This window comes from Amycolatopsis sp. NPDC052450, assembly GCF_044547565.1.
GTDB lineage: Bacteria > Actinomycetota > Actinomycetes > Mycobacteriales > Pseudonocardiaceae > Amycolatopsis.
On record NZ_JBIUAQ010000004.1, the window covers coordinates 52,486 to 74,435 of the forward strand.

General features: G+C 68.1%; 13 protein-coding genes. 5 read left to right on the forward strand and 8 right to left on the reverse strand.

All coding sequences use genetic code 11. The annotated features are described in order from the left end of the window. Positions 1 to 5 precede the first annotated feature (5 nt). Positions 6 to 863 carry an NAD(P)-dependent oxidoreductase gene (locus ACIHAO_RS09325; RefSeq protein WP_396556147.1) on the reverse strand — a complete coding sequence of 286 codons (858 nt, stop codon included), beginning with the start codon at positions 861 to 863 and terminating at the stop codon, positions 6 to 8. Positions 864 to 915: 52 nt separating this feature from the next. On the opposite strand from ACIHAO_RS09325, the gene ACIHAO_RS09330 reads away from it, so the two are divergent. Next, entirely contained in the window at positions 916 to 1,299 is a 384-nt protein-coding gene (locus tag ACIHAO_RS09330; RefSeq protein ID WP_396556149.1) for a MerR family transcriptional regulator, read from the forward strand. Between the two features lie 12 nt (positions 1,300 to 1,311). On the opposite strand, the gene ACIHAO_RS09335 is transcribed toward ACIHAO_RS09330, so the two are convergent. Continuing rightward, a complete protein-coding gene (locus tag ACIHAO_RS09335; RefSeq protein ID WP_396556151.1) occupies positions 1,312 to 2,301 on the reverse strand; it encodes a malate dehydrogenase in 990 nt (329 codons plus the stop codon). A 437-nt stretch (positions 2,302 to 2,738) separates the two neighbouring features. Between ACIHAO_RS09335 and ACIHAO_RS09340 the strand changes: the two genes are divergently transcribed. Next, positions 2,739 to 3,380, forward strand: coding sequence for a DUF4360 domain-containing protein (locus tag ACIHAO_RS09340; protein WP_396556153.1), 642 nt, complete (start codon positions 2,739 to 2,741; stop codon positions 3,378 to 3,380). 276 nt (positions 3,381 to 3,656) lie between these two features. Next, the gene (locus tag ACIHAO_RS09345; RefSeq protein WP_396556155.1) at positions 3,657 to 4,301 is read left to right on the forward strand and encodes a DUF4360 domain-containing protein; all 645 of its coding nucleotides are present in this window, start codon (positions 3,657 to 3,659) and stop codon (positions 4,299 to 4,301) included. Between the two features lie 301 nt (positions 4,302 to 4,602). Here the strand turns inward: ACIHAO_RS09345 and ACIHAO_RS09350 are convergent, their stop codons facing one another. From ACIHAO_RS09350 to ACIHAO_RS09365, 4 genes are read right to left on the reverse strand one after another with little or no spacing between them, the layout of a single operon-like run. Continuing rightward, positions 4,603 to 6,675, reverse strand: a complete 2,073-nt coding sequence (locus ACIHAO_RS09350; RefSeq protein WP_396556157.1) for an FUSC family protein — start codon at positions 6,673 to 6,675, stop codon at positions 4,603 to 4,605. Next, positions 6,672 to 9,743: a GH92 family glycosyl hydrolase gene (locus ACIHAO_RS09355; protein WP_396556159.1), complete on the reverse strand. Its 3,072-nt coding sequence runs from the start codon at positions 9,741 to 9,743 to the stop codon at positions 6,672 to 6,674. Before ACIHAO_RS09355 ends, ACIHAO_RS09350 begins: the two co-directional genes overlap by 4 nt. A gap of 55 nt (positions 9,744 to 9,798) precedes the next feature. Beyond that, the gene (locus ACIHAO_RS09360; RefSeq protein ID WP_396556161.1) at positions 9,799 to 10,557 is read right to left on the reverse strand and encodes an SDR family oxidoreductase; all 759 of its coding nucleotides are present in this window, start codon (positions 10,555 to 10,557) and stop codon (positions 9,799 to 9,801) included. A gap of 31 nt (positions 10,558 to 10,588) precedes the next feature. Then, positions 10,589 to 11,485: an RNA polymerase sigma-70 factor gene (locus ACIHAO_RS09365; protein ID WP_396556163.1), complete on the reverse strand. Its 897-nt coding sequence runs from the start codon at positions 11,483 to 11,485 to the stop codon at positions 10,589 to 10,591. A gap of 264 nt (positions 11,486 to 11,749) precedes the next feature. On the opposite strand from ACIHAO_RS09365, the gene ACIHAO_RS09370 reads away from it, so the two are divergent. Beyond that, a complete protein-coding gene (locus ACIHAO_RS09370) occupies positions 11,750 to 14,440 on the forward strand; it encodes a M36 family metallopeptidase (RefSeq protein WP_396556165.1) in 2,691 nt (896 codons plus the stop codon). A 395-nt stretch (positions 14,441 to 14,835) separates the two neighbouring features. On the opposite strand, the gene ACIHAO_RS09375 is transcribed toward ACIHAO_RS09370, so the two are convergent. Next, positions 14,836 to 15,945: a serine hydrolase domain-containing protein gene (locus ACIHAO_RS09375; protein ID WP_396556167.1), complete on the reverse strand. Its 1,110-nt coding sequence runs from the start codon at positions 15,943 to 15,945 to the stop codon at positions 14,836 to 14,838. A gap of 208 nt (positions 15,946 to 16,153) precedes the next feature. Here ACIHAO_RS09375 and ACIHAO_RS09380 point away from each other — a divergent pair, with 208 nt between their 5' ends. Further along, positions 16,154 to 17,554, forward strand: coding sequence for an MFS transporter (locus ACIHAO_RS09380; protein WP_396556169.1), 1,401 nt, complete (start codon positions 16,154 to 16,156; stop codon positions 17,552 to 17,554). Positions 17,555 to 17,644: 90 nt separating this feature from the next. On the opposite strand, the gene ACIHAO_RS09385 is transcribed toward ACIHAO_RS09380, so the two are convergent. Beyond that, on the reverse strand, positions 17,645 to 21,937 hold the full coding sequence (locus ACIHAO_RS09385) for a GH92 family glycosyl hydrolase (protein WP_396556171.1): 4,293 nt from the start codon (positions 21,935 to 21,937) through the stop codon (positions 17,645 to 17,647). Positions 21,938 to 21,950: the final 13 nt, after the last annotated feature.

Sequence of the window (21,950 nt, forward strand, 5' to 3'; positions counted from 1 at the left end):
CGGCATCACGGCGCGGCAGGTCGGTCTTGGAGTGCGGCGAGCCTGGCGAACCCGTCGGAGCCGTGTCCGGTGTCGATCGCTTGTTGTACCTGGGCTCGGGCCGCGGTGAGGACGCCGTTGTCGAGGTCTTGCGCGCGGATCGCGTCGAGGATGTGGTCCATGGTCGCCGCGGTGGCTTCGAGGGTGCCCGCGTCGCCGGCGTAGTTTTCGGCGGCGACCTGGTCGGCGAGCAGGTCGATCATGTCGGGGAAGAAGCCGAGCAGGGCTTTCGCGTGTGCGGCGATGTCGGTGGCGCCGATGTCCTCGGCTTTGGCGAGCGCGAACATGTGGATCACGCCGCTCATGGAGGTCCAGAGCATGTCCTGCAGGGCCGCGTCGAACGCGGCGGCGCGGCCGGGGGAGTCGCCGGCGTACTGGGCGTTCTCGCCGAGTGCGGAGAGGGTGGCGCGGTGTGTTTCGTAGACGTCGGCGGGTCCGCTGAAGAAGAGGGCGGCGTCCGGGCCGCCGATCGCGTCGGTGGTGGCCATGATGACGCCGTCGAGGTAGCCGACGCCGTGTTCGGTGGCCCAGGTCGCCATCGCGCGGGCTTGCCGTGGTGATCCGCCGCTGACGTTCACGAGCGTGCGGCCTTTGAGTGCGTCGGCGTCGAGGATCGACTGCGCCACGGCGTAGTCGCGCACGCAGACGATCACGAGCGGGCTTGCCTCGATCGCCTCCGCCGCGGTCGTGGCGACGGTGGCGTCGAGGCCGTTTTCCTTGCCAGGGGTGCGATTCCAGACGGTGGTGGGGTGGCCGGCGGCGGTGAACGCGGTGGCGAGGGCGTGTCCCATGGGGCCGAGTCCGAGGACGGTCACGGTGGTCATGGCGGCTAAGGTAAACCTTGACATTGACGTGAGAGTCAAGTCTGGAGTGCGGATGCGGATCGGGGAACTCGCGCGGCGGACCGGCGTCAGCGAGCGCGCGCTGCGGTACTACGAGGAGCAGGGTCTGCTCACCCCGGAGCGGCGGCCGAGCGGTTATCGCGTGTACGGGGACGCCGACGTGGCGGCGGTGCGGCGGATCAGGATCCTGCTCGGGGCCGGGCTGAACACCGCGCAGATCCTGGAGATCCTGCCCTGCATCGTCGACGAGGACGGCTGGCTCACCCCGGACTGCCCCGAGCTGGTCGACGCCTTGCGCCAGCAGCGTGACCGGATCGACGCGGCGATCGGCGAGCTGGAGACCACCCGTACGAACCTCGACACGATCATCGGCAGCGAAAAGGCGGCCGCGTCCCGGGGGACACGGCCGCCTTCGTGAAGCGGATCAGGCTCAGATGAGGCCGAGCTTCTTCACCGCGTCGCGCTCTTCGGCCAGCTCGTTGACCGAAGCGTCGATGCGGGCGCGCGAGAAGTCGTCGATCTCCAGGCCCTGGACGATCTTGTACTCGCCGTTCGCGGCGGTGACCGGGAACGAGGAGATCAGGCCCTCCGGGACGCCGTAGGAGCCGTCGGACACGACCGCCGCGGAGGTCCAGTCACCCTCGGGGGTGCCGTTGACCCAGGTGTGGACGTGGTCGATCGCGGCGGAGGCGGCCGAGGCCGCGGAGGACAGGCCGCGGGCTTCGATGATCGCCGCGCCGCGCTTGGCGACGGTCGGGATGAAGTCGTCGGCCAGCCACTGCTGGTCGGTGATGACCTCGGTCGCGGGCTTGCCGGACACCTCGGCGTGCGCGATCGACGGGTACTGGGTCGCGGAGTGGTTGCCCCAGATCGCGACCTTCTTCAGCTCGGTCACCGGCACGCCCAGCTTCTTCGACAGCTGCGCGAGGGCGCGGTTGTGGTCGAGGCGGGTCATCGCGGTGAAGCGGTCGGCCGGGACGTCGGGCGCGTGCGCCTGGGCGATGAGGGCGTTGGTGTTGGCCGGGTTGCCGACCACGAGGACCTTGATGTCGCTCGCCGCGCCGGCGTTGATGGCCTCACCCTGCGGCTTGAAGATGCCACCGTTGGCCTCGAGCAGGTCGCCGCGCTCCATGCCCTTGGCGCGGGGACGGGCGCCGACCAGCAGGGCGACGTTCGCGCCCTCGAAGGCCTGCTTCGGGTCGTCGAAGATGTCGATGCCCGACAGCAGCGGGAACGCGCCGTCTTCGAGTTCCATCGCGGTGCCCTCAGCCGCCTTGACCGCCTGCGGGATCTCCAGGAGCCGCAGCTTCACCGGGGTGTCCGGGCCGAGCAGCTGACCGGACGCGATGCGGAAGAGCAGCGCGTAGCCGATCTGGCCGGCCGCACCGGTGACGGTGACGTTGACAGGGGCTTGGGTCATTGCGGTTCTCCAGCTTGAGGCGACATCGACTTGTACCGCGATGCTAGTCCTGTCCCGAGTCGCCGTTCGGGTGCGTCCAGTCACTGTTTTCTTGATCGATGCCGCCGCCGGGTGATCGGGCCCACGCTCTCCGGGGCGTCGAGGTGGCGGGCGGGCGGCCGCGAGCTCCCGCCCGCCCGCCTGCGCTGTCTCAGCGGAATCGTCAACGCCGAACCCGCGAATGCCTTTTTCATATCGTGCGAATCGAATGGTGTTTTCCGGGCCTGTTGGCGTTCTCATGCGGTTCGGAAAACGGTTACAGACCATAATGTCATTTCATGAACCGACTGCCGTGTCGAATTGCGTCCGATCGGCGGGCGGCATCGTGAAGATCGTTTCGCTAACATGAGTCCGCCCAGTTCCCCGCCCCCCGTGCGGAAGTTTTCGGGAAGGACCCCATGCTCAATGCAGTGGTTGCCGCCGTATCGCTTTTCTCGTCGATAATAACGCCGAACAGCATGTCACCGCCGCCGGTTCCCCCGCCCGACCGGGTCGTCATCGACGTGGTCACCGTCAATGGTTCGGGCTGCCCGCCGGGTTCGTCGGCGGTCGCCGTCGCCAGGGACAACAGTTCCTTCACGGTCACCTACAGCGAATACACCGCCCAGGTCGGTGTCGGCGCGAAGCCGACCGACTTCCGGAAGAACTGCCAGCTGAACCTCAACATCCACATTCCGCAGGGCTTCACCTACGGTATCGCCAGCGCCGATTATCGCGGTTTCGCTTCGCTCGAATCCGGCGCCAAAGGGCTCCAGCGGGCGAATTACTACTTCCAGGGAAATTCGCCGACCGCACAGGTGAGCCACCCCGTCAACGGGCCGCTGTCGGACAACTGGCAATTCCGTGACGAGGCCGAAGGCGGCGTCATCATCTACAAGCCGTGCGGTGAGGACCGGAATCTCAACGTGAACACGGAACTGAGGGTCGGCGCGGGTTCGTCGGATCCGAAGAAGACCACCAGTTTCATCACGATGGATTCGACCGACGGCGCGTTCAAGACCACCTACCACTTCTCCTGGAAGACCTGCCCGGCTTCCTGACCGCTCCACCAGGGTGACGGCCTGCTTCCCGACCCGGAAGAAGGCCGTCCACCCCTGCCCGTTCAGGATCTTGGCCACTCTGAACGAGACTTCGCAGCTCGTCGCCGCCCTGCCCGGCGGCGGCGAGTCTTCTCGACGACCCCATTTTCTGCGGTCACCCTCGTGTCCGGTGACCGAATCCGTTTTCGCCCCGATCGGCGGGCGGGCCGGGAAAGAACGTCTCGCTGACCTCGAATCCGCCCAGTTCCGCCGTGTGGAAGCTTTGGGAAGGATCCCATGCTCAACGTGCTGGTCGCTGCCGTGACCCTGTTGTCCTCGGTCGTCACGCCGAACGCCTGGGTGCCGCCTCCGTTGCCGTCCGACAAGATCATCATCGACGTCGTGACGGTCAACGGAACCGGCTGCAGACCGGGTACCGCGGCTGTTTCCGTGTCCCCGGACAACACCGCGTTCACGGTCACCTACAGCGAGTACACCGCCCAGGTCGGAGTCGGTGCGAAGCCGACCGATCTGCGCAAGAACTGCCAGCTCAACCTCTATGTCCACGTGCCACAGGGCTTCACCTACGGCATCGCGGGCACCGACTACCGCGGTTTCGCCTCCTTGGCCGCGGGAGCGACCGGGCTGGAGCGAGCCAACTACTACTTCCAGGGCAATTCCCCGACGTCCTTCGTGAACCACAGCCTGAAGGGCCCGTTCGAGGACAACTGGCAGTTCACCGACGAGATCGAAGTCGGCGCCATCGTCTACAAACCCTGTGGTGAGGACCGGAACTTCAACATCAACACGGAACTGCGGGCCGCGGTCGGCACTTCCGATCCGAAGAAGACCACCAGCTTCGTCACCATGGACTCGACCGACGGCGCCATCAAGACCACCTACCACTTCTCCTGGAAGTCCTGTCCCAAACCGAAGAACTGATCCCTGACGGCGCGTGTGTGGTGAGGACGGCCCCAACCGCCCTCACCACACACGAGGTCCAGTACCGGCGATGTCACGTGACTGACCGGACGACACACGTGATCCAGCGGACGACACACGTGACTGGACGGACGCCACGACCACGGCCCGGGTTCCGCCACGAGCCGTCCGCCCCATCACGCGTGTCGTCCCTCCAAGCACGTGTGTCGTCCATCCAGTCACGCGAAACCGCCACCCGCGCACCGGCAGCACGTACCTAAGACGCCCTTGGCCCTGACCGTCCTCACCACTCACGAGACACCTACGCCGGATCCGTGGCCTCGACCCCGAACACGCGGCCCAGCGCGATCACCGTCTCGTCGAGATGCCCGAGACTGTTGAGTACCGAACGCGCCTGCGGATCGTCGATCCGGTCCGCCACCGGCGTGCCGTCGTCGCGGATCAGCGTGCCGCGGGCGAGTCCACCCGGATCACCCATGGCCTTCCTCAGCACCGAGGTGTTCTCCCGGATCCGCCCGGTGTACAACAGCAGCCGATCCGCCTCGTTGAGCAGCAGCCCCGGCTGTGAGCGCGCCGCGACGTGGCGGGCGCGGAAGGCGATGGTCTCCACCGTCGTGAGCACATGCCAGCCGTAGTCGCGGCGGCTGCTGAGATTCACCGGATGAGTGAGCGGCTCGATCGTCGTGCGGACCTTGTCCACCGCGCGGTCCAGGTCGCGTGACTTCTCGATGATGCTCACGTTCTCGGCACCGGAGAGCAGGCCGGCGGCTTTCTCGACGAACTCGTCCAGCTCTTCCAGCAGCGCCGAGACGTCGTCCAGCATCACCGCCCGCGTGCGCACCGGCACGATCACCACCGCCGCCAGTACGCCGGCCGCCGCGCCCACGGCGGTCTCCGCGACCCGGATCCACAGCACCTCGATGCTGAACGTGCCCAGCAGGCTGTACAGCAACCCGAGCATGCTGGTGATGAAGAACGCCATGATCACCTGCGACACGCGCGCCATGTAGACCATGCCGAACACGCACACCAGGATCAGCGCCAGCGTCGCCGGCACACTGCCCGACACGAGCAGCGTCAGCACCAGCCCACCGACGATCCCGATCAGGGTGCCGCCGAGCCGCCGGACGCCCTTGACGAACGTCGCCCCCGCCGTCGACGAGCCGATGAACACCACGAACACCGTCAACACCGCCCAGTACCACCGCTGGCTCGACACCAGCTCACCGCCGAGCACGGCGAGCCCGCCGCCCACCACGGCCTGGATGGCGCTGCGCGTCTGGTTGTCGTAGGCGAACGCCGACGACTTCTCCTCGTCGGGATCTTCGGGGTCGTCGGCGGCATCGGAGACGTCGTGCTCGGCGACCCGCTGTGCCCGCACATCGGCCAGCGCGAGTTCGGCGAGCGCGCGGCGGACGCCGTCACCGGGTGCGGCGTGTTCGTCGATCCGGCTGCCTTCCACCAGCATCTTGCTGAACTCTTCGGTCTCGCTGATCAGCGGCAGCTCACGGGGATCACGTTCGATCAGCGACCGGAAGCGCCGCATCCGCGCGATCAGATCGTCCCGGACGTCATCGTCGAGATCTTCGGCACAGGTGCGTTGCACCGTGATCGTCAGCCACTGCACCGCCAGTTCGACCTCGATCGCCCGGCGGCGGAGCCGGTTCGCCGATTCCGCGCCGGTCACCTCCGGCGCGGTGTCCTCGATGAGCAGCACGGACTCGTGCATCCGGGCGTTCGTCCTGCGGAGCCGCTTGCGGGTGCGTTCGCTCCCGCCCACCGCGAGGTGGTCCTCGGCCGCCCTCACCACCGCGGCGAGCCTGGCCCGGAACGCCCGCCGGATCCGGAGGAACTCCGCGTCGGTGTCCCTGCGCACCAGGACGAACCGGACCACCGCGTTCGCCGCGATCCCGATGGTCAGCGCCAGCAGCAGCACCGGGACCTGCTTCAAATGCGTCTGCAGGAACATCGCGAAGAAGAACAGGAAGAACGACAGCGAGCCCAGCGCGATCCCGCGTGAACCGAACCGCTGGGCGTAGACCGCGACGAAGATCAGCAGTACGAACACGACGCTGTCCAGCGGCGGCACCGCCGATCCCACGCTGGCCGCGGTGAGGGACGCCGCACCGAGCAGCAGCCCCAGTACCAGCGTCACCGCCTGCTTCCCGGGGGTCTCGTCGTTGACGGTGAAGGCGGAGGTCATCGCGGCGATGGCGGCGACGAGGGTGACCGTGAGCGGCTGGTGGAACGGCAGGATCGCCAGCACCGCGACGACGATGCTGAGGACGGCCGAGAAGCCGAGCCGGAGCCGGACCAGGCCGGGATCGGAGGCGACCAGACGGTCGGTCGTGGCCTGGGTGATGCGGGTGATCATCGGGCGAGCAGCTCTCCTTGGGCGAGGGTGACCCGCCGGGCGGTGGACGAGGTGACGCGAAGACGGTATCGGGCGTGCCGCGCCGGCTCGGCGAGGGCGAACGGCCGCGTCTGGCGGCGCCATCGGAACGTCTCGCCCTCACGCTGGTCCAGCAGCGTCCAGCGCTCGCCGTCGTCGGATCCCTCCAGCACCCACGAACGCGGGTCACCCCGGCGGCTTCCCGAGGTCAGCGTGTACATGACGACGTCGCGAGAAGCGTCCTCGACGGGGAACTCGATGACCGGTTCGCGCCCGGGGAAGGTGATCTCGGTCTTGGTGGTGTCGTCGAACAGCGGTCCGTCGCCCGCCGTGATGTCCGTGAGCGGTCGCGGATCGGCGGGCTCGACGGGGGAGCGGCCCCAGTCCGACGGCCGCTCGCCCATCGTGAACTCCAGTTTCGCGCCCTCGGCCAGCGCGGAATGCGGGAGCGTGGTGCTCTCGTGCGGCCGTCCGTCGATCGTCAGCCCTTGGACGTACACGGTGTCGTCGGTGTTGCCGGGCGCCTCGACGACCAGGTCCTTCCCGTTCTCGAGGTGGACGGTCGCCTTCGTGAACAGCGGCGCGCCGATCGCGTACTCGGGGCTGCCCATCGCCAGCGGGTAGAACCCGAGTGCGGCGAAGACGTACCAAGCGGACATCTCGCCGTTGTCCTCGTCGCCGGGGTAGCCCTGGCCGAGGTCGCTCCCGACGTAGAGTCGCCGCAGGACCTCCCGCACGGTCCGCTGCGTCTTCGAGGGCGCGCCCGCGTGGTTGTAGATCCAGGGAATGTGGTGTGACGGCTGGTTGGAATGCCCGTACTGTCCCATCCGGACGTCGCGCGCCTCGGTCATCTCGTGGATCAGCCCACCGTAGGAACCCGGTTTGCGGCCGGTCTCCGGTGTCGCGAAGAACGTGTCCAGTTTGGACTCCAGTGCTTCCGTCCCGCCGTGCAGCGCCGCGAGGCCGGCGCCGTCGTGGGGCACGGAGAAGGCGGTGTTCCAGGAGTTCGTCTCGGTGAAGTCGCCGCCCCACGCTTCGGGGTCGTAGCCTTCGGCGGCGAAGTGGCGGCTGCCGTCCCGGTTGCGGCCCTGGAAGAACCCGATCAGGTGGTCGAAGTGGTTCGCGTACTGCTGCGAGCGCTGCCGGAAGTACGCGGCGTCGTCGTCATGTCCGAGTGCCTCGGCGAAATTGGCCAGGCCGAAGTCGTTGACGCAGCCCTCCAGCGCCCACGACAGTCCCTCGTGGACCGACGTCGGCGTGAACCCGAGGAAGATCGACTCGTGCAGGCCCTTCCGGCCGACGCTCTGCCCGCGCGGCGTCACGGTCGCGTTCTTCAGCGCCGCTTCGTAGGCGGCCTCGACGTCGAATCCTCGCACCCCCTTGAGGTACGCGTCGGCGAACGCCACGTCGGAACTGGTGCCGGTCATGAGATTGGCGTAGCCGGGGGAGGACCAGCGCGAGATCCAGCCGCCTTCGCGGTACTGCTGGACGAATCCGTCGATCATCCGCCCGCACCGGCCGGGGGTGAGCAGCGCGTACGCGGGCCAGGTGGTGCGGTAGGTGTCCCAGAAGCCGTTGTTGACGTACATCTCGCCGTCCACGACCTTCGCGCCGGTCCGGGTGCGCGTGCTGGGCCAGAGGCGGCGGACGACCGGGCTCGCGTGGAGGACGCCCTTCGGGGTGTCCTCGTGCGCGGAGTTCGGATACAGGAACAGGCGGTGGAGATTGGAGTAGAAAGTCGTCCGCTGGTCCTCGGTCGCACCTTCGATCTCGACCCGGCCCAGCACCTCGGCCCACTGCGCGCGGGCCTGATCGCGGACCTGTTCGAAGGTCGTGCCGGCGGGGATCTCCTGGTCGAGGTTCCGCTTGGCCTGCGCGAGGCTGATCAGCGACGTCGCGATCCGCATGGTCACCTCGCCGGCCGCGAACTCCAGGAACCCGGTCACCGTGCGCCACATCGGGCGCCGGATCCTCCCGCCGTTTTCGGCGTGGACGTCGAACTCGGCGTGGACGAACATCCGCCGCGCCCCGGCCGACAACCTGCTGCGCACCCAGGTGTGGCCGGTGAGGACACCGTTCGCCGGGTCGAGCCGCAGCCCTCCCCGGTTGCGGGCGTTGTCGAACAGCAGCCAGCCGCGGTCACCCGGGAAGGTGAACCGGAACAGCGCCGCGTGATCCGCCGGGGCGATGTCGGTGGTGACGCCGTTGGCGAACCGGACACCGTAGTGATGCGGCCGGTCGATCTCGTCGTCGTGGGAGAACGCGAGCGCGCGGCGCGCCCGGTCGGATTCGACCGGACCGATCCCCGGCATCACCTGGAAGGTGTGCCGGTCGCCCATCCACGGACTCGGCTGATGCGACAGCGCGAACGCCTGCAACGCCGGACGGTTCGCGGCGTCGTTGTGCCGGTGGTAGCTGTAGACCCAGTTGGTGACGCCCGCGTCGGTGACCGGGGTCCAGAAGTTGAAGCCGTGCGGAACGGCGGTCGCGGGGAAGTTGTTGCCCCGCGAGAACTTGTCGCTGGAATGCGTGCCGCGGGTGGTGCGGACGTGGTCGACCGGCTCGCGGATCTCGATCGCGCGTTCGGTGATCCGGACGTCGTCCACCCAGCCCGAGCCCTCGCCGTCCGGTGGCTCGCTGATCAGGACGATCCGGGTGATCCGTCGTCCGGTGAACTCGCCCAGCCTGCGGCGCACGAGGTTCCACTGGTCCACGTACAACGTCTTGTCCAGGCCCTGCCCGGCGGCGCTGAACCCGGCGGACGTCCCGTCGGCGAACTCGACGTCGAGGGCCACGAAGGTACCGCGGTAGTCGGTCCCCGCTTCGGGGAAGACCACATAGGACAGTTCGGTGTCGCCGGTGACCTCGATGTCCACTTCGAACAAGGTGACGCGCAGCGTGTTCTCGTAGCGGAGGGCGTGCAAACCGGTGAACCCGGCGCCGGTCTTCGCGGTCGGTGACGACCGCGGCCCGGTGCCGACGCGCAAGACCGGATCCACCGGCTGCGGATCACCCGTTTCGAAGGAGGAGAAGAACCCGGTGATCGTCACCAGGCCACCGTAACTCGCACGCGTGAGCCCGGCTCGGTGTGCCGCGTCCGGAGGACTAAACGCGTGAGGAGAGGAACTCCTCGAAGGTGCCCGCACCGGTCGCGTTCTCCGGGGTCAGGTTGCCTCCCGCCCGGAACGCCCGAGCCGCCTTGCCCGGCAGCCACAGCGGCACGATCGGCTTCCGGCGCCCCACCGACCGCTGGTACGCCTCCGCCAGGTCGCGGGCGCTCCGCACCTCGGGACCACCCATATCCGGCACCCGCCCCGACGGCTCGCCGGACACCAGCTCGACCAGCCGGTCCGCGACATCGCCGGTGCTGACCGGCTGGAACCGGAACCCCGACGGCATGAACGTCACCGGCAGCCGCCGCTGCGCCGACGACGCCCGCGCGACGAGCTCGTGGAACTGCGTCGCGCGCAGCACCGTCCACGGCAGACCGGACTCCTCGATCACCTTCTCCGAGGCCAGCTTCTCGTCGTAGTAGAAGAACCGGATCACGTCGATGCCGACGATCGAGATGTACACCAGATGCGGGCCGCCCGCGCGCCGCGCCGCCTCGACGAGGTTCTGGGTCACCCGCTCGTCCCCGCGGCCCAGCGTCGACGCGCAATGGATGATCGCGGAGACACCGTCGACAGCCTCGGCGAGACCGTCACCGGTCTTCAGATCGCACCGCGCCCACTCGTTCGGTTCCGCCGCGGGGCGCGGCCGCCGGCTCATGATCCGGACCGGCCGGTCTCCGGCGAGCAGCCGCCGCACCACCTCACGGCCGAGGTCGCCGGTACCGCCGGTCACCAGAATCGGGTTTGCCACCTTGATCCTCCGTTCACGAGAGCTTCCACCCTCAAGAACCGACCGGCCACCCGGAACGTGACAGCTGCCGCGACAGGAACGTCAGTTTGCCCGGATTCCCGACCGCGCGGAGCTCCGAGATCCGGTCGTCCACGATCTCGAACCCGAGGACGCCGTACAGGACGTCACCGGCCGTCGCGACCACCGCCGGACCGCCGTTGACCTCGAGAATCTCGATCGACACCTGCCCGACGCCGGCGAACATCCCGGCGTACAGCCGTGCGACCTTGGCCGCGCCGTGCACCGGACGCCGGGCCGCGGTGACGTTGCCGCCACCGTCGGACCACGCCGTGACATCGGCGGTCAGCAAGCTCTCCAAAGCGGGCAGGTCGCCGTCCCGCGCCGCCGACAGGAAGCTCGCGACGAGCTTCTCGTGGTGTCGCGGGTTCGGCGCTCGCCGCTCGTCCGACCGGTTCAGGGCCCGTCGTGCGCGGCTGTGCAGCTGGCGTGAGTTCACCTCGGACACGTCGAGAATCCCGGCGATCTCACGATGGCTGTACGCGAAAGCCTCCTTCAACACGAACACCGCCCGCTCGACCGGGCTGAGCCGCTCCAGCAACACCAGCATCGCCAGCGACACCGAATCCCGCTGCTCCGCCGTCTCCAGCGGGCCGAGCACGTCATCCGAGGTCAGGACCGGTTCGGGCAGCCACGGCCCGACATACCGCTCCCGCTGCGCCCTGGCCGAGGTCAGCCGGTTCAAGCAGAGATTGGTGACCACTTTCGCCAGCCACGCCCGCGGCGACGCGATCGACCCGCGTTCGGCGCCCGCCCACTTCGGATAGGCGTCCTGAACGGCGTCTTCCGCCTCCGCCGCCGAACCGAGCAGGCGATAGGCGAGACCGAACATGGCAGGGCGCAGCCGCTCGAATTCCGTGGCGCTGTCCATCTTCCCCTACGAATCCCGCTCGATCCACTGTGGACACTCAAGCGCAAGGGGTCCCGCTCACCGGGAATTCCGTACCTGATCGGCGCTGACGTCCACTGTGACTGTATCGGTACGAAGAGAACGTCTGCGTCACCACCAAGAGAGGGGTCTGGAGTGACGTCACGTTCGTCGCGATCGCGTACCTCGTTGTGCGCCGCGACCGCCATCACAGTATTAGCGCTGGTCACAGCGCCCCAAGCCGGAGCGGCACCGGCACCGGGCGCCGTGCACACCACACCGGACAGATCCGGAAAGGACATCGATGTCCGCGACACGGCGAGAACCAGCCCGCGCGTCCTCGGCGCGCACGACCGGCTCTCGGCGTCACGGGCGAATTCCGTCGCGAAGGCACGCGCGGAACTGGGCAACCAGGCCGTGCTCGACTACGACGAGCTGACCGGCACACCCCGCGTCCTCGCCCGCACCGACGGGTTCCTCACCGGACCGAGCGGGAAATCACCCCGCGACATCGTGCTGAACTACCTGCGGGAGAAAGAAGGCCTCGTCGGTCTCAGCGCGGGAGACACCGCGAAGCTGAACCTGCGCAAGGACTACGTCGACGTCGAAGGCACCCACCACCTGTCCTTCACCCAGTCCGTCGGCGGGATTCCGGTGTTCGGCAACGGCTTGAAGGCACACGTGGCCAAGGACGGCAGACTGATCCAGCTGGACGGGGCGCCCGTGCGCGACCTGCCCGCGTCGCTGGGCGCGGCCACGCTGGCCGCCCCCGCCCCGGCCTCCGAAAAGGTCGCTTTCCTGACCGGTGACGGGCTCCGGCCCGCCTGGTACACGCTGGCCAAACCCGCCGTGGACAAGATGTTCCAGGAGGTGACCGACGCCGGTACCGGCAAGCTGCTCTACCGCAAGAACCTGGTGAACCACGCCAATGACGTTAACGACGCCAACGACGCTGCCGGCGCCAAAGGCCTCGCCTGGGAAGCCCAGCCCGGCCCGCAGAAGCAGGTCGACCTGACCCAGAAGGGCTGGCTGCCCGCCGACGCCAAGACACTGGACGGCAACGTCGCGCACGTCGCCGCCGACGTCAACGGCGACCTGAAGTTCCAGCCGCAGGAGGAGATCGGGCCGAACACCGACGGCACCTACCGCTACAGGTTCACCGACTTCACCGGCGTCGTCGGCCCGCCGTGCTCGACGGCGAGGCCCTGCTCCTGGGACCCGAAGACGCCGGGCTCGTGGGCGAAGAACCGCGAACAGAACGCCGTGCAGGCACTGGCCTACGTCGGGAGCTTCCACGACCACCTCGCCTCCTTCCCGATCGGCTTCACCCGCGAGGCGGGCAACTTCGAGAAGGTCGACGGCGACGCCGTCCAGGTCCACACTCTGCTCGGCGCGCAGGAACCGGGCTACTACGACAACGCGTTCATGGGCACCCCGCCGGACGGGCAGCCGCCGACGATGGGGATGTTCCTGTTCCACGATCCCAGGGACCCCACCGACCCGTTCCTCGCGGCGAACTCCGCCGACGACGCCACGATCATCCACCACGAGTACGGCCACGGCCTGTCCAACCGGCTCGTCGTCGACGCGCGGGGCAACTCCACGCTGAACTCCTTCCAGTCCGGGGCGATGGGTGAGGCTTGGAGCGACTGGTACGCCTTCGACTACCTCGTCGGACGCAACGCGATCAAGGACACCTCGGCGCCCGGTGAACTCCTCGGCGGCGACTACGTGAGCAACGGCGTCCCCCTCGCCCGCACCCAGCCGCTGGACTGCCCGGTCGGCGCCGGTGCGCCGCAGTGCCCCGGCACGCCGGGGGCGGGGCCCGGTGGTTACACCTACGGCGACCTCGGCCGGATCATCGGCTTCCCGGAGGTGCACGCCGACGGTGAGATCTGGGCGAGCGCGCTGTGGGACCTCCGCTCCGCGCTCGGTGTGCAGCTGACGCGGGCGCTGGTCACCCGCGCGATGGAGCTTTCGCCCGCGTCGCCGTCGTTCCTCGACATGCGGAACTCGATCCTGCAGGCCGACACGGTGATCAACGGCGGCCGCGCGCACGCCAAACTGTGGAAGACCTTCGCCGCACGCGGCATGGGCTACTTCGCCGCGTCGATCACCGGCGCCGACACCGCACCGGCCGAGGACTTCTCCACCCCGCCGCCCGCCGGTACCCCGACCGGGACCGTGACCGGCAAGGTCACCGAACGCGAAAGCGGTGCCCCGCTCGGGGGCGTCGCCGTGCGGTTCAGCGGGCACGACTCCGGCTTCGGCGGCTCGCTGTCCGCGGTCACCGACGCCGGCGGCGGCTACACCATCCCCGGCGTGCTTCCCGGTACCTATCCGAAGGTCTACGCCTCCGGAGGCGGCGCCGACAGCGAGACCCGCGCGGTCTCGGTGCGCTCGGGAACCACCAAGGTCGACTGGTCACTGCGGTTCAACTGGGCCTCCACCGACGCGGGCGCCGGTGTCACCGCGTTCAACGGCGAGGACTTCACGCCGTACGGCTGCGGTCCCGGTGACCTGGTGAAGTCGTCGGTGCTCGGCGGTGGCGGCTGGTCGACCGACAAGGTCGTCCGCGCCGACGGCACGGTCGAGACGCGGTTCGTCACGCTCAAACTCGGCAAACCGGTCAACGTCAGCGCCATCGAGATCGACCCGTCCAACGTCTGCGGCGACGACCCGCCCGCCGCGGCCAAGGACGTCACCGTCGAGACCTCGGTGGACGGCACGACGTGGGTGAAGGCGGGCACCGGCGACTTCAAACCCGCCGACCTGAACAAGCTCACCGCGCTCCAGCTCGCGCCGGGCAGTGCGACCGGGGTGCTGTTCGTGCGGCTGACCGTTTCGTCCAACCAGCTGTCGTTCTACCCGGACAGGGCCTGCTCGCCGCAGCCCACGACGGCTGGCTGCCTGTACATGGACGTGCAGAAACTGGCGGTGCGGGGCGCTCCTGCCTGACCGGTAGCCTCACCGGACTCTTGACTGTCCACAAGGGACACTTTGCGAGATAAGTGTGCCCGGTTTGGGTGACTTGCACGGTTTCGCGAGGGGGTCGTGAGTGATTTTTGTCGGCCTAACCCTCATTACCACTCACGACCCCTCGCGGAAACGTACGTAGCGGCATCAATCGGACACCCAATCGCCCGACAGCGTCCCTTGTGGACACTGAAGCCCCGCCAGCGCCCAGAATCAGGCCTGCCCACTCGGCTCGCCCTTGATCAAGGACACGCCCACGAGTGCCGAGTTCCTTACTCTCAGGATAGGGAAGGAGGCCCTCACGGCACTGAGCCGCCGGAGAGATGGCCTCCGCGTGTCGTCGGCGCGAAACCTGGCTCTGCCTTGACCGGAAGGCCTCAGCAGAAGACTTCGTTGAGCAGCTTGAGGAACGCCGGGCCGGGGTCGCCCCCGGTCGGCGCGCTCGTGGCCGAGAGCTCCAGCCGCTTCTTGGTGTCCGGAGTGGTCAGCAGCTGCGAGGAGTAGCCGGGGATGCCGCCGCCGTGGCCCCACACCTTGCTGCCGCACGGCAGGGTTTGCACCTCAAGGCCCAGGCCGTAGCCGGGGCTGACCGCGGTGGTCTTGCCGATCTCCCGCTGTTGCGCGGGCTTGAGCAGCTTGCCGCTCGCGAGCGCCACGACGAACGTGTCCAGATCACGGGTGGTGGAGATGATCTCGCCGGCGGCCCACGCGACCGACGGGTTGATGCGGGTGACGTCGTTCGGCTTGCCCGCCACGGTCGCGTAACCGTGGGCGTGCGGGCCCCTGATCTCGACGTTGTCGCCGGGGACCTCGGTGCCGTCGAGGCGCAACGGCTTCAGGATCCGCTGCTCGACCGCCTTCCCGTACGGCTTGCCGGTCAGCTTCTCCACCAGCAGACCCGCGACCACGTAGTTGGTGTTGGAGTAGCTCCACCGGGTGCCGGGGTCGAAGTCGAGTGGCTTGTCGGTGGCGATCTTGAGCAGCTGCTCGGGCGCCCAATGTTTGTAGCGGATCTGCTCGAATTCGTCCGGGTCGAGCGGCAACGCGCTGGTGTAGTTGTAGAGGCCGCTCGTGTGCTGCAGGACCTGGCGGACCGTGATGCGGCCGTCGATCCGGCCGGGCAGATACCGGATGACCGGCGCGTCCAGGTCGAGCTTGCCTTCGCCCGCGATCTGCAACAGCACTGTCGACACGAACGTCTTGGTGATGCTGCCGACACGGAACCGGCCGTTCTCCGGCACCGGGCGATTCGAACCCAGCTCCGCCTTACCCGAGCGAGCGGTGAACCGCTGCGAGCCGTCGGTCACCCTGGCCTGCACGCCGAGCGCGCCGTTCAAGGTGATCTGGTCCAGTGCCTCCTGCACGACCTTGCGGTCGGCGCTGGTGTCGGCGAGCGCGGTACCCGTGGTGGCGATCAACCCGGCGACGGTGAGCGCGGCCACGAGCCGGGCTCTCAGCAAAGGCCGCGACGATTTTCTTTGCACCATAAGAAAAATCTCCCCTGTAAGCGCGAATGCTCTCCCCAGCCGACGCTAGCGTCCGGCGCTCCTTACCCGCAGTAGCGGAAAACACATCCACTCGAACAGAGCAGCGAGGGTATGATCGCGGTATCGGGGTAGAAACGTGCTGTCCGATCGGCACGCGCACACGCGGTATCGAATGAACCGTCACTCCTTCCTAGTGAAGGAGTTTTCTTTGCGTACCCACGTTCAAAGCCGGTCCTTGGTCGAAGCGTGGCCGGCGCTGGCCGGGCTCTCGGCCGTGTTCCTGTTCGAGATGCTCGACAATTCGATCCTCAACGTCGCGTTGCCGACCATCGGCCGCGAACTCTCCGCCTCGGCGACCACCCTGCAATGGGTGACCGGCGTGTATTCCGTCGTGTTCGGCGGGCTGATGCTGGCCTTCGGTGCGCTGGCCGACCGGATCGGACGGCGCAAGGTCATGCTCACCGGGCTCGTGCTGCTCGGCGCGGCGAGCCTGGCCACGATGTTCGTCACCGTCGCGTGGCAGCTCATCGCCGTCCGCGCCCTCATGGGCATCGCGGCCGCGATGACGACCCCCGGGTCGCTCGCCCTCGCGTTCCGCCTGTTCGACGACGACGTGCTGCGCGTACACGCGACCACCCTGATCTCGACCGTGGGCCTGGTCGGCCTCGCCATCGGCCCCACCGCCGGTGGGCTCGCCCTCGCCGTCGCACCGTGGCAGGCACTGCTGCTGGTGAACGTGCCGGTCGCGACGCTCGCGTTCCTCGGCATCCGGGCGGGTATCCCGGCCGACGACCCCGCCGGCCTGCACCGCGATCCGATCGACGTCGCCGGTGCCGCGCTGGGGACCGCGACGATCGTCCTCACGCTTCTCGCTCCCACGTTCTTCGTCGAAGCCGGCACCGCCTCCGCTCTGCCCTGGGTCGTCGCCGCGGCCGCGCTCATCGCCGGAATCTGCTTCATCCGCCGGGAGAAGACCGCCCGCCATCCACTGCTGGACCTGACACTCATCGCCCGGCCGCTCGTGTCCGGCGGTCTGGCCCTCAAAGGCGCTGCCACGCTGGCCACCGCCGGACTCGGCTACCTGGTGACACTGCACCTCCAGTTCGGCTTGGGCTGGACTCCCGCTCAAGCCGCCCTCGGGATGCTTCCCCAGGTCGTCGTCCTGATCGGCGGCGGTGCGCTCGTCACGCCCCTGATCACCCGTGCCGGGCTCACCAAGGCCGCCTGGCTCGGCGCCTGCGCGGTCGTGTGCGGGCTCGCCGTCTACACCGCGTTCGGCGGGCTCGGCTATGTCTGGATCGCCGTCGCTCTCGCCCTCGTCGCGGTGGGTATGCGCGTGGTCGGTGTCGTGGCGGGCACCAACGTGATGCGTGGCCTGCCCTCGAACCGGACCACCATCGGAGCCGCACTCGTCGACACCGCCGGCGAGGTCACCACCGGGATCGGCATCGCGCTCAGCGGCACCATCCTGGCGCTGGTCTTCCCCGGCGCGCTGACGGCGGCTCAGCAATCGGCCGGCTTCCAGCACGCGATCACCTACGCCGGTCTCGCGCTCACCCTGCTGTCCGCGGCTCTCGTCGGCTTCGGCATCCTCCGAGGCCGCAAGTAGATGACGAATTGCGACACGTTCTGAGTACGTGAAGGCCCCCTTCACAGCGCTAGGCGCAAGGAAGGGGGCCTTCACGTACTTACCGGAGGACTACAGCTTCGCGCACTGCCCGGCGGCCGGGCCGCGGACGGTGTTCTGCAGGTCATAGTCCGTCGGAACGGGGGAGTTAGCCGCGCACGCCAGAGGTCCGCCGATCGTGCTCGCGGTCAGCACCGGCCCCTTGTTGCCCGTCAACACCACTGGTCCGCCGATCTCGGTCAGTTCGATCGAGACCGGCCCGGTCGTCCCGGTGATCGCCACCGGACCGTTCACCTTCGCCCGGTTCAGCACGATCCGCGCCGCGCCGTTCGCCGTCAGCGGTCCGGAGACCGTCCCGCCGCGGACGATCAGGCTCGCGCCCGCCGCCACCGACACCGGACCGGACACCGTCGCACCGTCCACACAGGTCACGCCGTCCCGCACGGTCAGCGGGCCCTTGCGCTCGCCCGTGATCGTCTGCGTGCACGCCGCGTCGGGTTTGCCCAGCACCTCGAACTCCGACAGCGACGCCTCTCCGCCCGTGGTCGCGGTGACCTCGAGCCGGTAGTGGGCGTAGTGCGCCGGGTTCGCGATCTTGAACGCCCGGGTCTGCTGACGCCACGAGAACTTCTGATCGGTCCGCTGATCCGCGACCGCCCACGTCTTCCCGTCGTAGGAGCCCTTCAGCACCCAGCTCTTCGCGTCACCCGCGCCCTTGCCCGAAGTCAGCGTGTAGAACGAACCCGCCTCATTCGTCGAGGGCACCTGATACTGGACCGGTGCCTTGACCTTCGCCTCGGTCCGCGACGTGTTGTCGAAGAACGCGGCGTCCCCACCGGAGACCGGCTTGGTCAGATCGTGCACCGGCGTCGGCACCGCGTCGCCCTTGGTGATCGACTTCGGCGCGTCGTCCGGGCCGGTACCCCACGACGACGGGTTCGGGCCCATGTCGAAGTCGAGCGTCCCGCCGTTGGCGATCGCCGCATGCGCCAGTGACGTCGAGGTCTGCGCCTTGCCGTTCACCTTCAGACCCTGCACGTAGACGTTCTTCGCGCTGTTCTTCGGCGCGTTGACCACGATCTTCTTGCCACCCGGCAGGTTCACGGTCGCCTTGGTGAACAGCGGCGAGCCGATCGCGTAGTCCGAGCTGCCGACCTGCAGCGGATAGAAGCCCAGCATGCCGAACAGCCACCACGCCGACTGCTCACCGTTGTCCTCGTCACCGCCGTAGCCCTGGCCGAGCTCACTGCCGACATACAGCCGGGACAGCGCTTCGCGGACCTTCGCCTGCGTCTTCGACGGCTGACCCGCGTAGTCGTACATGTAGAGCGTGTGGTGCGCGGCCTGGTTGGAATGCGCGTACATGCCCATCCGCACGTCCCGTGCCTCGGTCATCTCGTGGATGACCCCCGGGTAGGTGCCGAACTTGAGCCCCTGCTCGGGTTTGGCGAAGAATTCGTCCAATTTGGACGCGAGCCCCGCCTTGCCGCCGTAGAGGTTCGCCAAGCCCTGCCCGTCCTGCGGAACCGAGAACCGCATGCCGTACGCATTGGTCTCGGTGTAGTCGATACCCCAGACCTCCGGGTCGAACTCCGCCTTGCTCCGGGTGAACTTGCCCGCCGCGTCACGGCCCTGGAAGAAGCCGACACTCGGGTCGAACACGTTCACGTACTGCGTGGCCCGCTCGGTGAAGTACCCGTGGTTGTCCAGGTACTCCTGCTTGCGCGGGTCGTTCGCCGGAGCCTCGTCGTAGAGCTTCTTCGACATGTTCGCGATCGCGTTGTCGTTGACGTAGCCCTCGATCGCCCACGAGAACCCGTGGTCCGCGGTGTTCGGCGCGTACCCGAGGAACGTGCCCTCGTCGATGCCCTTGCGGCCGACCGCGCCGTTCGGCGGGGTCACCGTGGCGTTCTTGATCGCCGAGTCGTAGGCCGACTGGACGTCGAATCCCTTGACTCCCTTGAGATAGGCGTCCGCGAAGGCGGCGTCCGAACTCGTCCCGGTCATCAGATCCGCGTAACCGGGGGAGGACCAGCGCGAGATCCAGCCGCCGTCGCGGTACTGCTGCACGAAACCGTCCACCAGCTTGCCGGTGGTCTCTGGGCTGAGCAGCGAGTACGCCGACCACACCGTGCGATAGGTGTCCCAGAACCCGTTGTTGACGAAGAACTCGCCGTCGACCAGTTTCGCCCCGGTCTGTGTCGGAGTGTCCTGGCCGGTCTTCGGCGATACCGGGCTCGCGTACTTCTTCACCGGCTTCTCGACCGTGCCGACGTTCTCGAAGCCCGAGTTCGGGTACAGGAACAGGCGGTACAGGTTGGAGTACAGCGTGATCAGCTGATCCTTCGACGCGCCCTCGACCTCGACGACCTTGAGCTTCTCGTCCCACGCCTTCTGCGCGGTGTCGGCGACCGACTCGAGCGTCGCGTTCGGGGCGAGCTCCTGCTCCATGTTCTTCTTCGCCTGATCGACGCTGATCAGCGAGGTCGCGATCCGCATGTTCACCGTCTTGTCGGCACCCGCGTCGAACTTCAGGTAGCCGAGGACGTTGTCCCGCTTCTGGTCGCCCGAACCGGTCGACAGCTTCGAACCGGCGGTCACCGGCTTGTCGAAGGTGGCGTAGACGAACATCCGGGTCGCACCGGCGGACAACCCGCTCTTCACGTCGCTGTACCCGGTGATCGCCCGGCCAGCCGGGTCGAGGGTGAGCCCGCCGTTGTTGTTGACGTTGTCGAAGATCAGGTTCGAGTCCGCACCGGGGAACTCGAAGCGGTACAGCGCCGCGTGATCGGTCGGCGCGACCTCGGCCTTGATCCCGTTCTCGAAGTCGACGCCGTAGTAGTGCGCCCGCGCGGTCTCGTTCGAGTGCTTGAACGGCAGCTTCCGCGCCTCACGGTCGGGATTCGGCACCCCGGACGCGGTCGAGGGCAGGAACTGGAAGGTCTGCCGGTCCGCCATCCACGGACTCGGCGCGTGGCTCGCGGAGAACGCCTGCAGCGCCGGGAGGTTATGCTCGTTGTTGCGCGAGTGGTAGGAGTACATCCAGCTCAACGTGCCCGCGTCGGTCGTCGGGATCCAGAAGTTGAACCCGTGCGGCACCGCGGTCGCGGGCATGTTGTTGCCCCGCGAGAACGACCCGTTCGACAGCGAGCCGCGCGTGGTCAGCACGTTGTCGGACGGGCGAAGGCTCGCCGGCGGCGTCGGCGTCGCCGAGACCTTGATGTCGTCCAGCCAGCCCTGCAGCGAACCCGGCCCGTCGGCGTTGTCGTAGCCGACCAGGATCCGGTCGATCGTCTTGCCCTTCGCGACCACGCCGATCTGCGAGCGCACCAGGTTCCACTGGTTGGTGTAGAGCACCTTGCTCGCGCCCTGGCCCTGCGGCGAGAGCCCGAACCCGTACTGGTCGACCGCGCCGAGCTGGCTCAGGTACGTGCCGTCGGTGAACGCCAGGTCCACCGCGACGTTCGTGCTCGGGTACTTGAGGTCGCCGCGGATGAACTCCGGCTGCACCTTGTACGACAGCTCCGAGGTCGCCGCCACCGGGATGTCGACGTCGAAGATCTTGTTGTACGACCAGCCGTGCCCCTGCGCCTTGTGGCTGCCGGAGTAACGGAACGCCCGCAGGCCGGTGAAGCCCACCCGGTTCTTGCTGGTGTAGCCGCTGCCCGGGCCGCTGTCGGCGAAGCTGCGCATGTTCGGCAGCGCCGGCGGGGCCGGGTCCTCGTTGGCCAGCAGCAGCTCCGAAAGCTGCATGATCGGGCCGCCGTTGTTCTTGGTGACGTCGAGCCGGAAGTACTTGTACGCGGCGCTCGCGGCCGCGAGGCGGTACTCCTTCGTCTGGAACGGCTCGCTGAACTTCTGCCCGGTCTGCTTGTCCAGCTCCGTCCAAGTCTGGCCGTCGGCGGATCCCTGCAGTGTCCAGTCCTGCGGGTTGCGGTTGTCGAAGTCGTTCGCCGAGGACAGCGCGTACCGCGTGATCGACGTCGGCTCGGACAGCGTGACCCGCGCCCAGCCGGTCGGCGTCCAGGCCAGCCACTTGGTGTCGGTCGAGCCGTCGACGAGGTTCGAAGCCCCCTCGTTGGGGGTGTTCTCGCTGTTGGCGGAGACCTCGGTGACCTTGCCGCGGATGTCACCGGGGATGGTGGTGGCGTTCGCACCGTCGACACCGAAGGCCTTCGGCTTGCCCGACGGGTCGATGTCGACGGTGTCGCTCCACGTCGGCTCCGGTTCACCCGGCTCGAACGAGGAATAGAAGTCCGGTGGGGCCTCTTCGGCCGCGGAGGTGGCGGGGAGGGCTACCAGCCCGGACGCCACGACCGTGGCACTCAGAAGGCTGCAGACCCAAGGTCTGACGCTTCGGGGCATCGTTGCACCAATG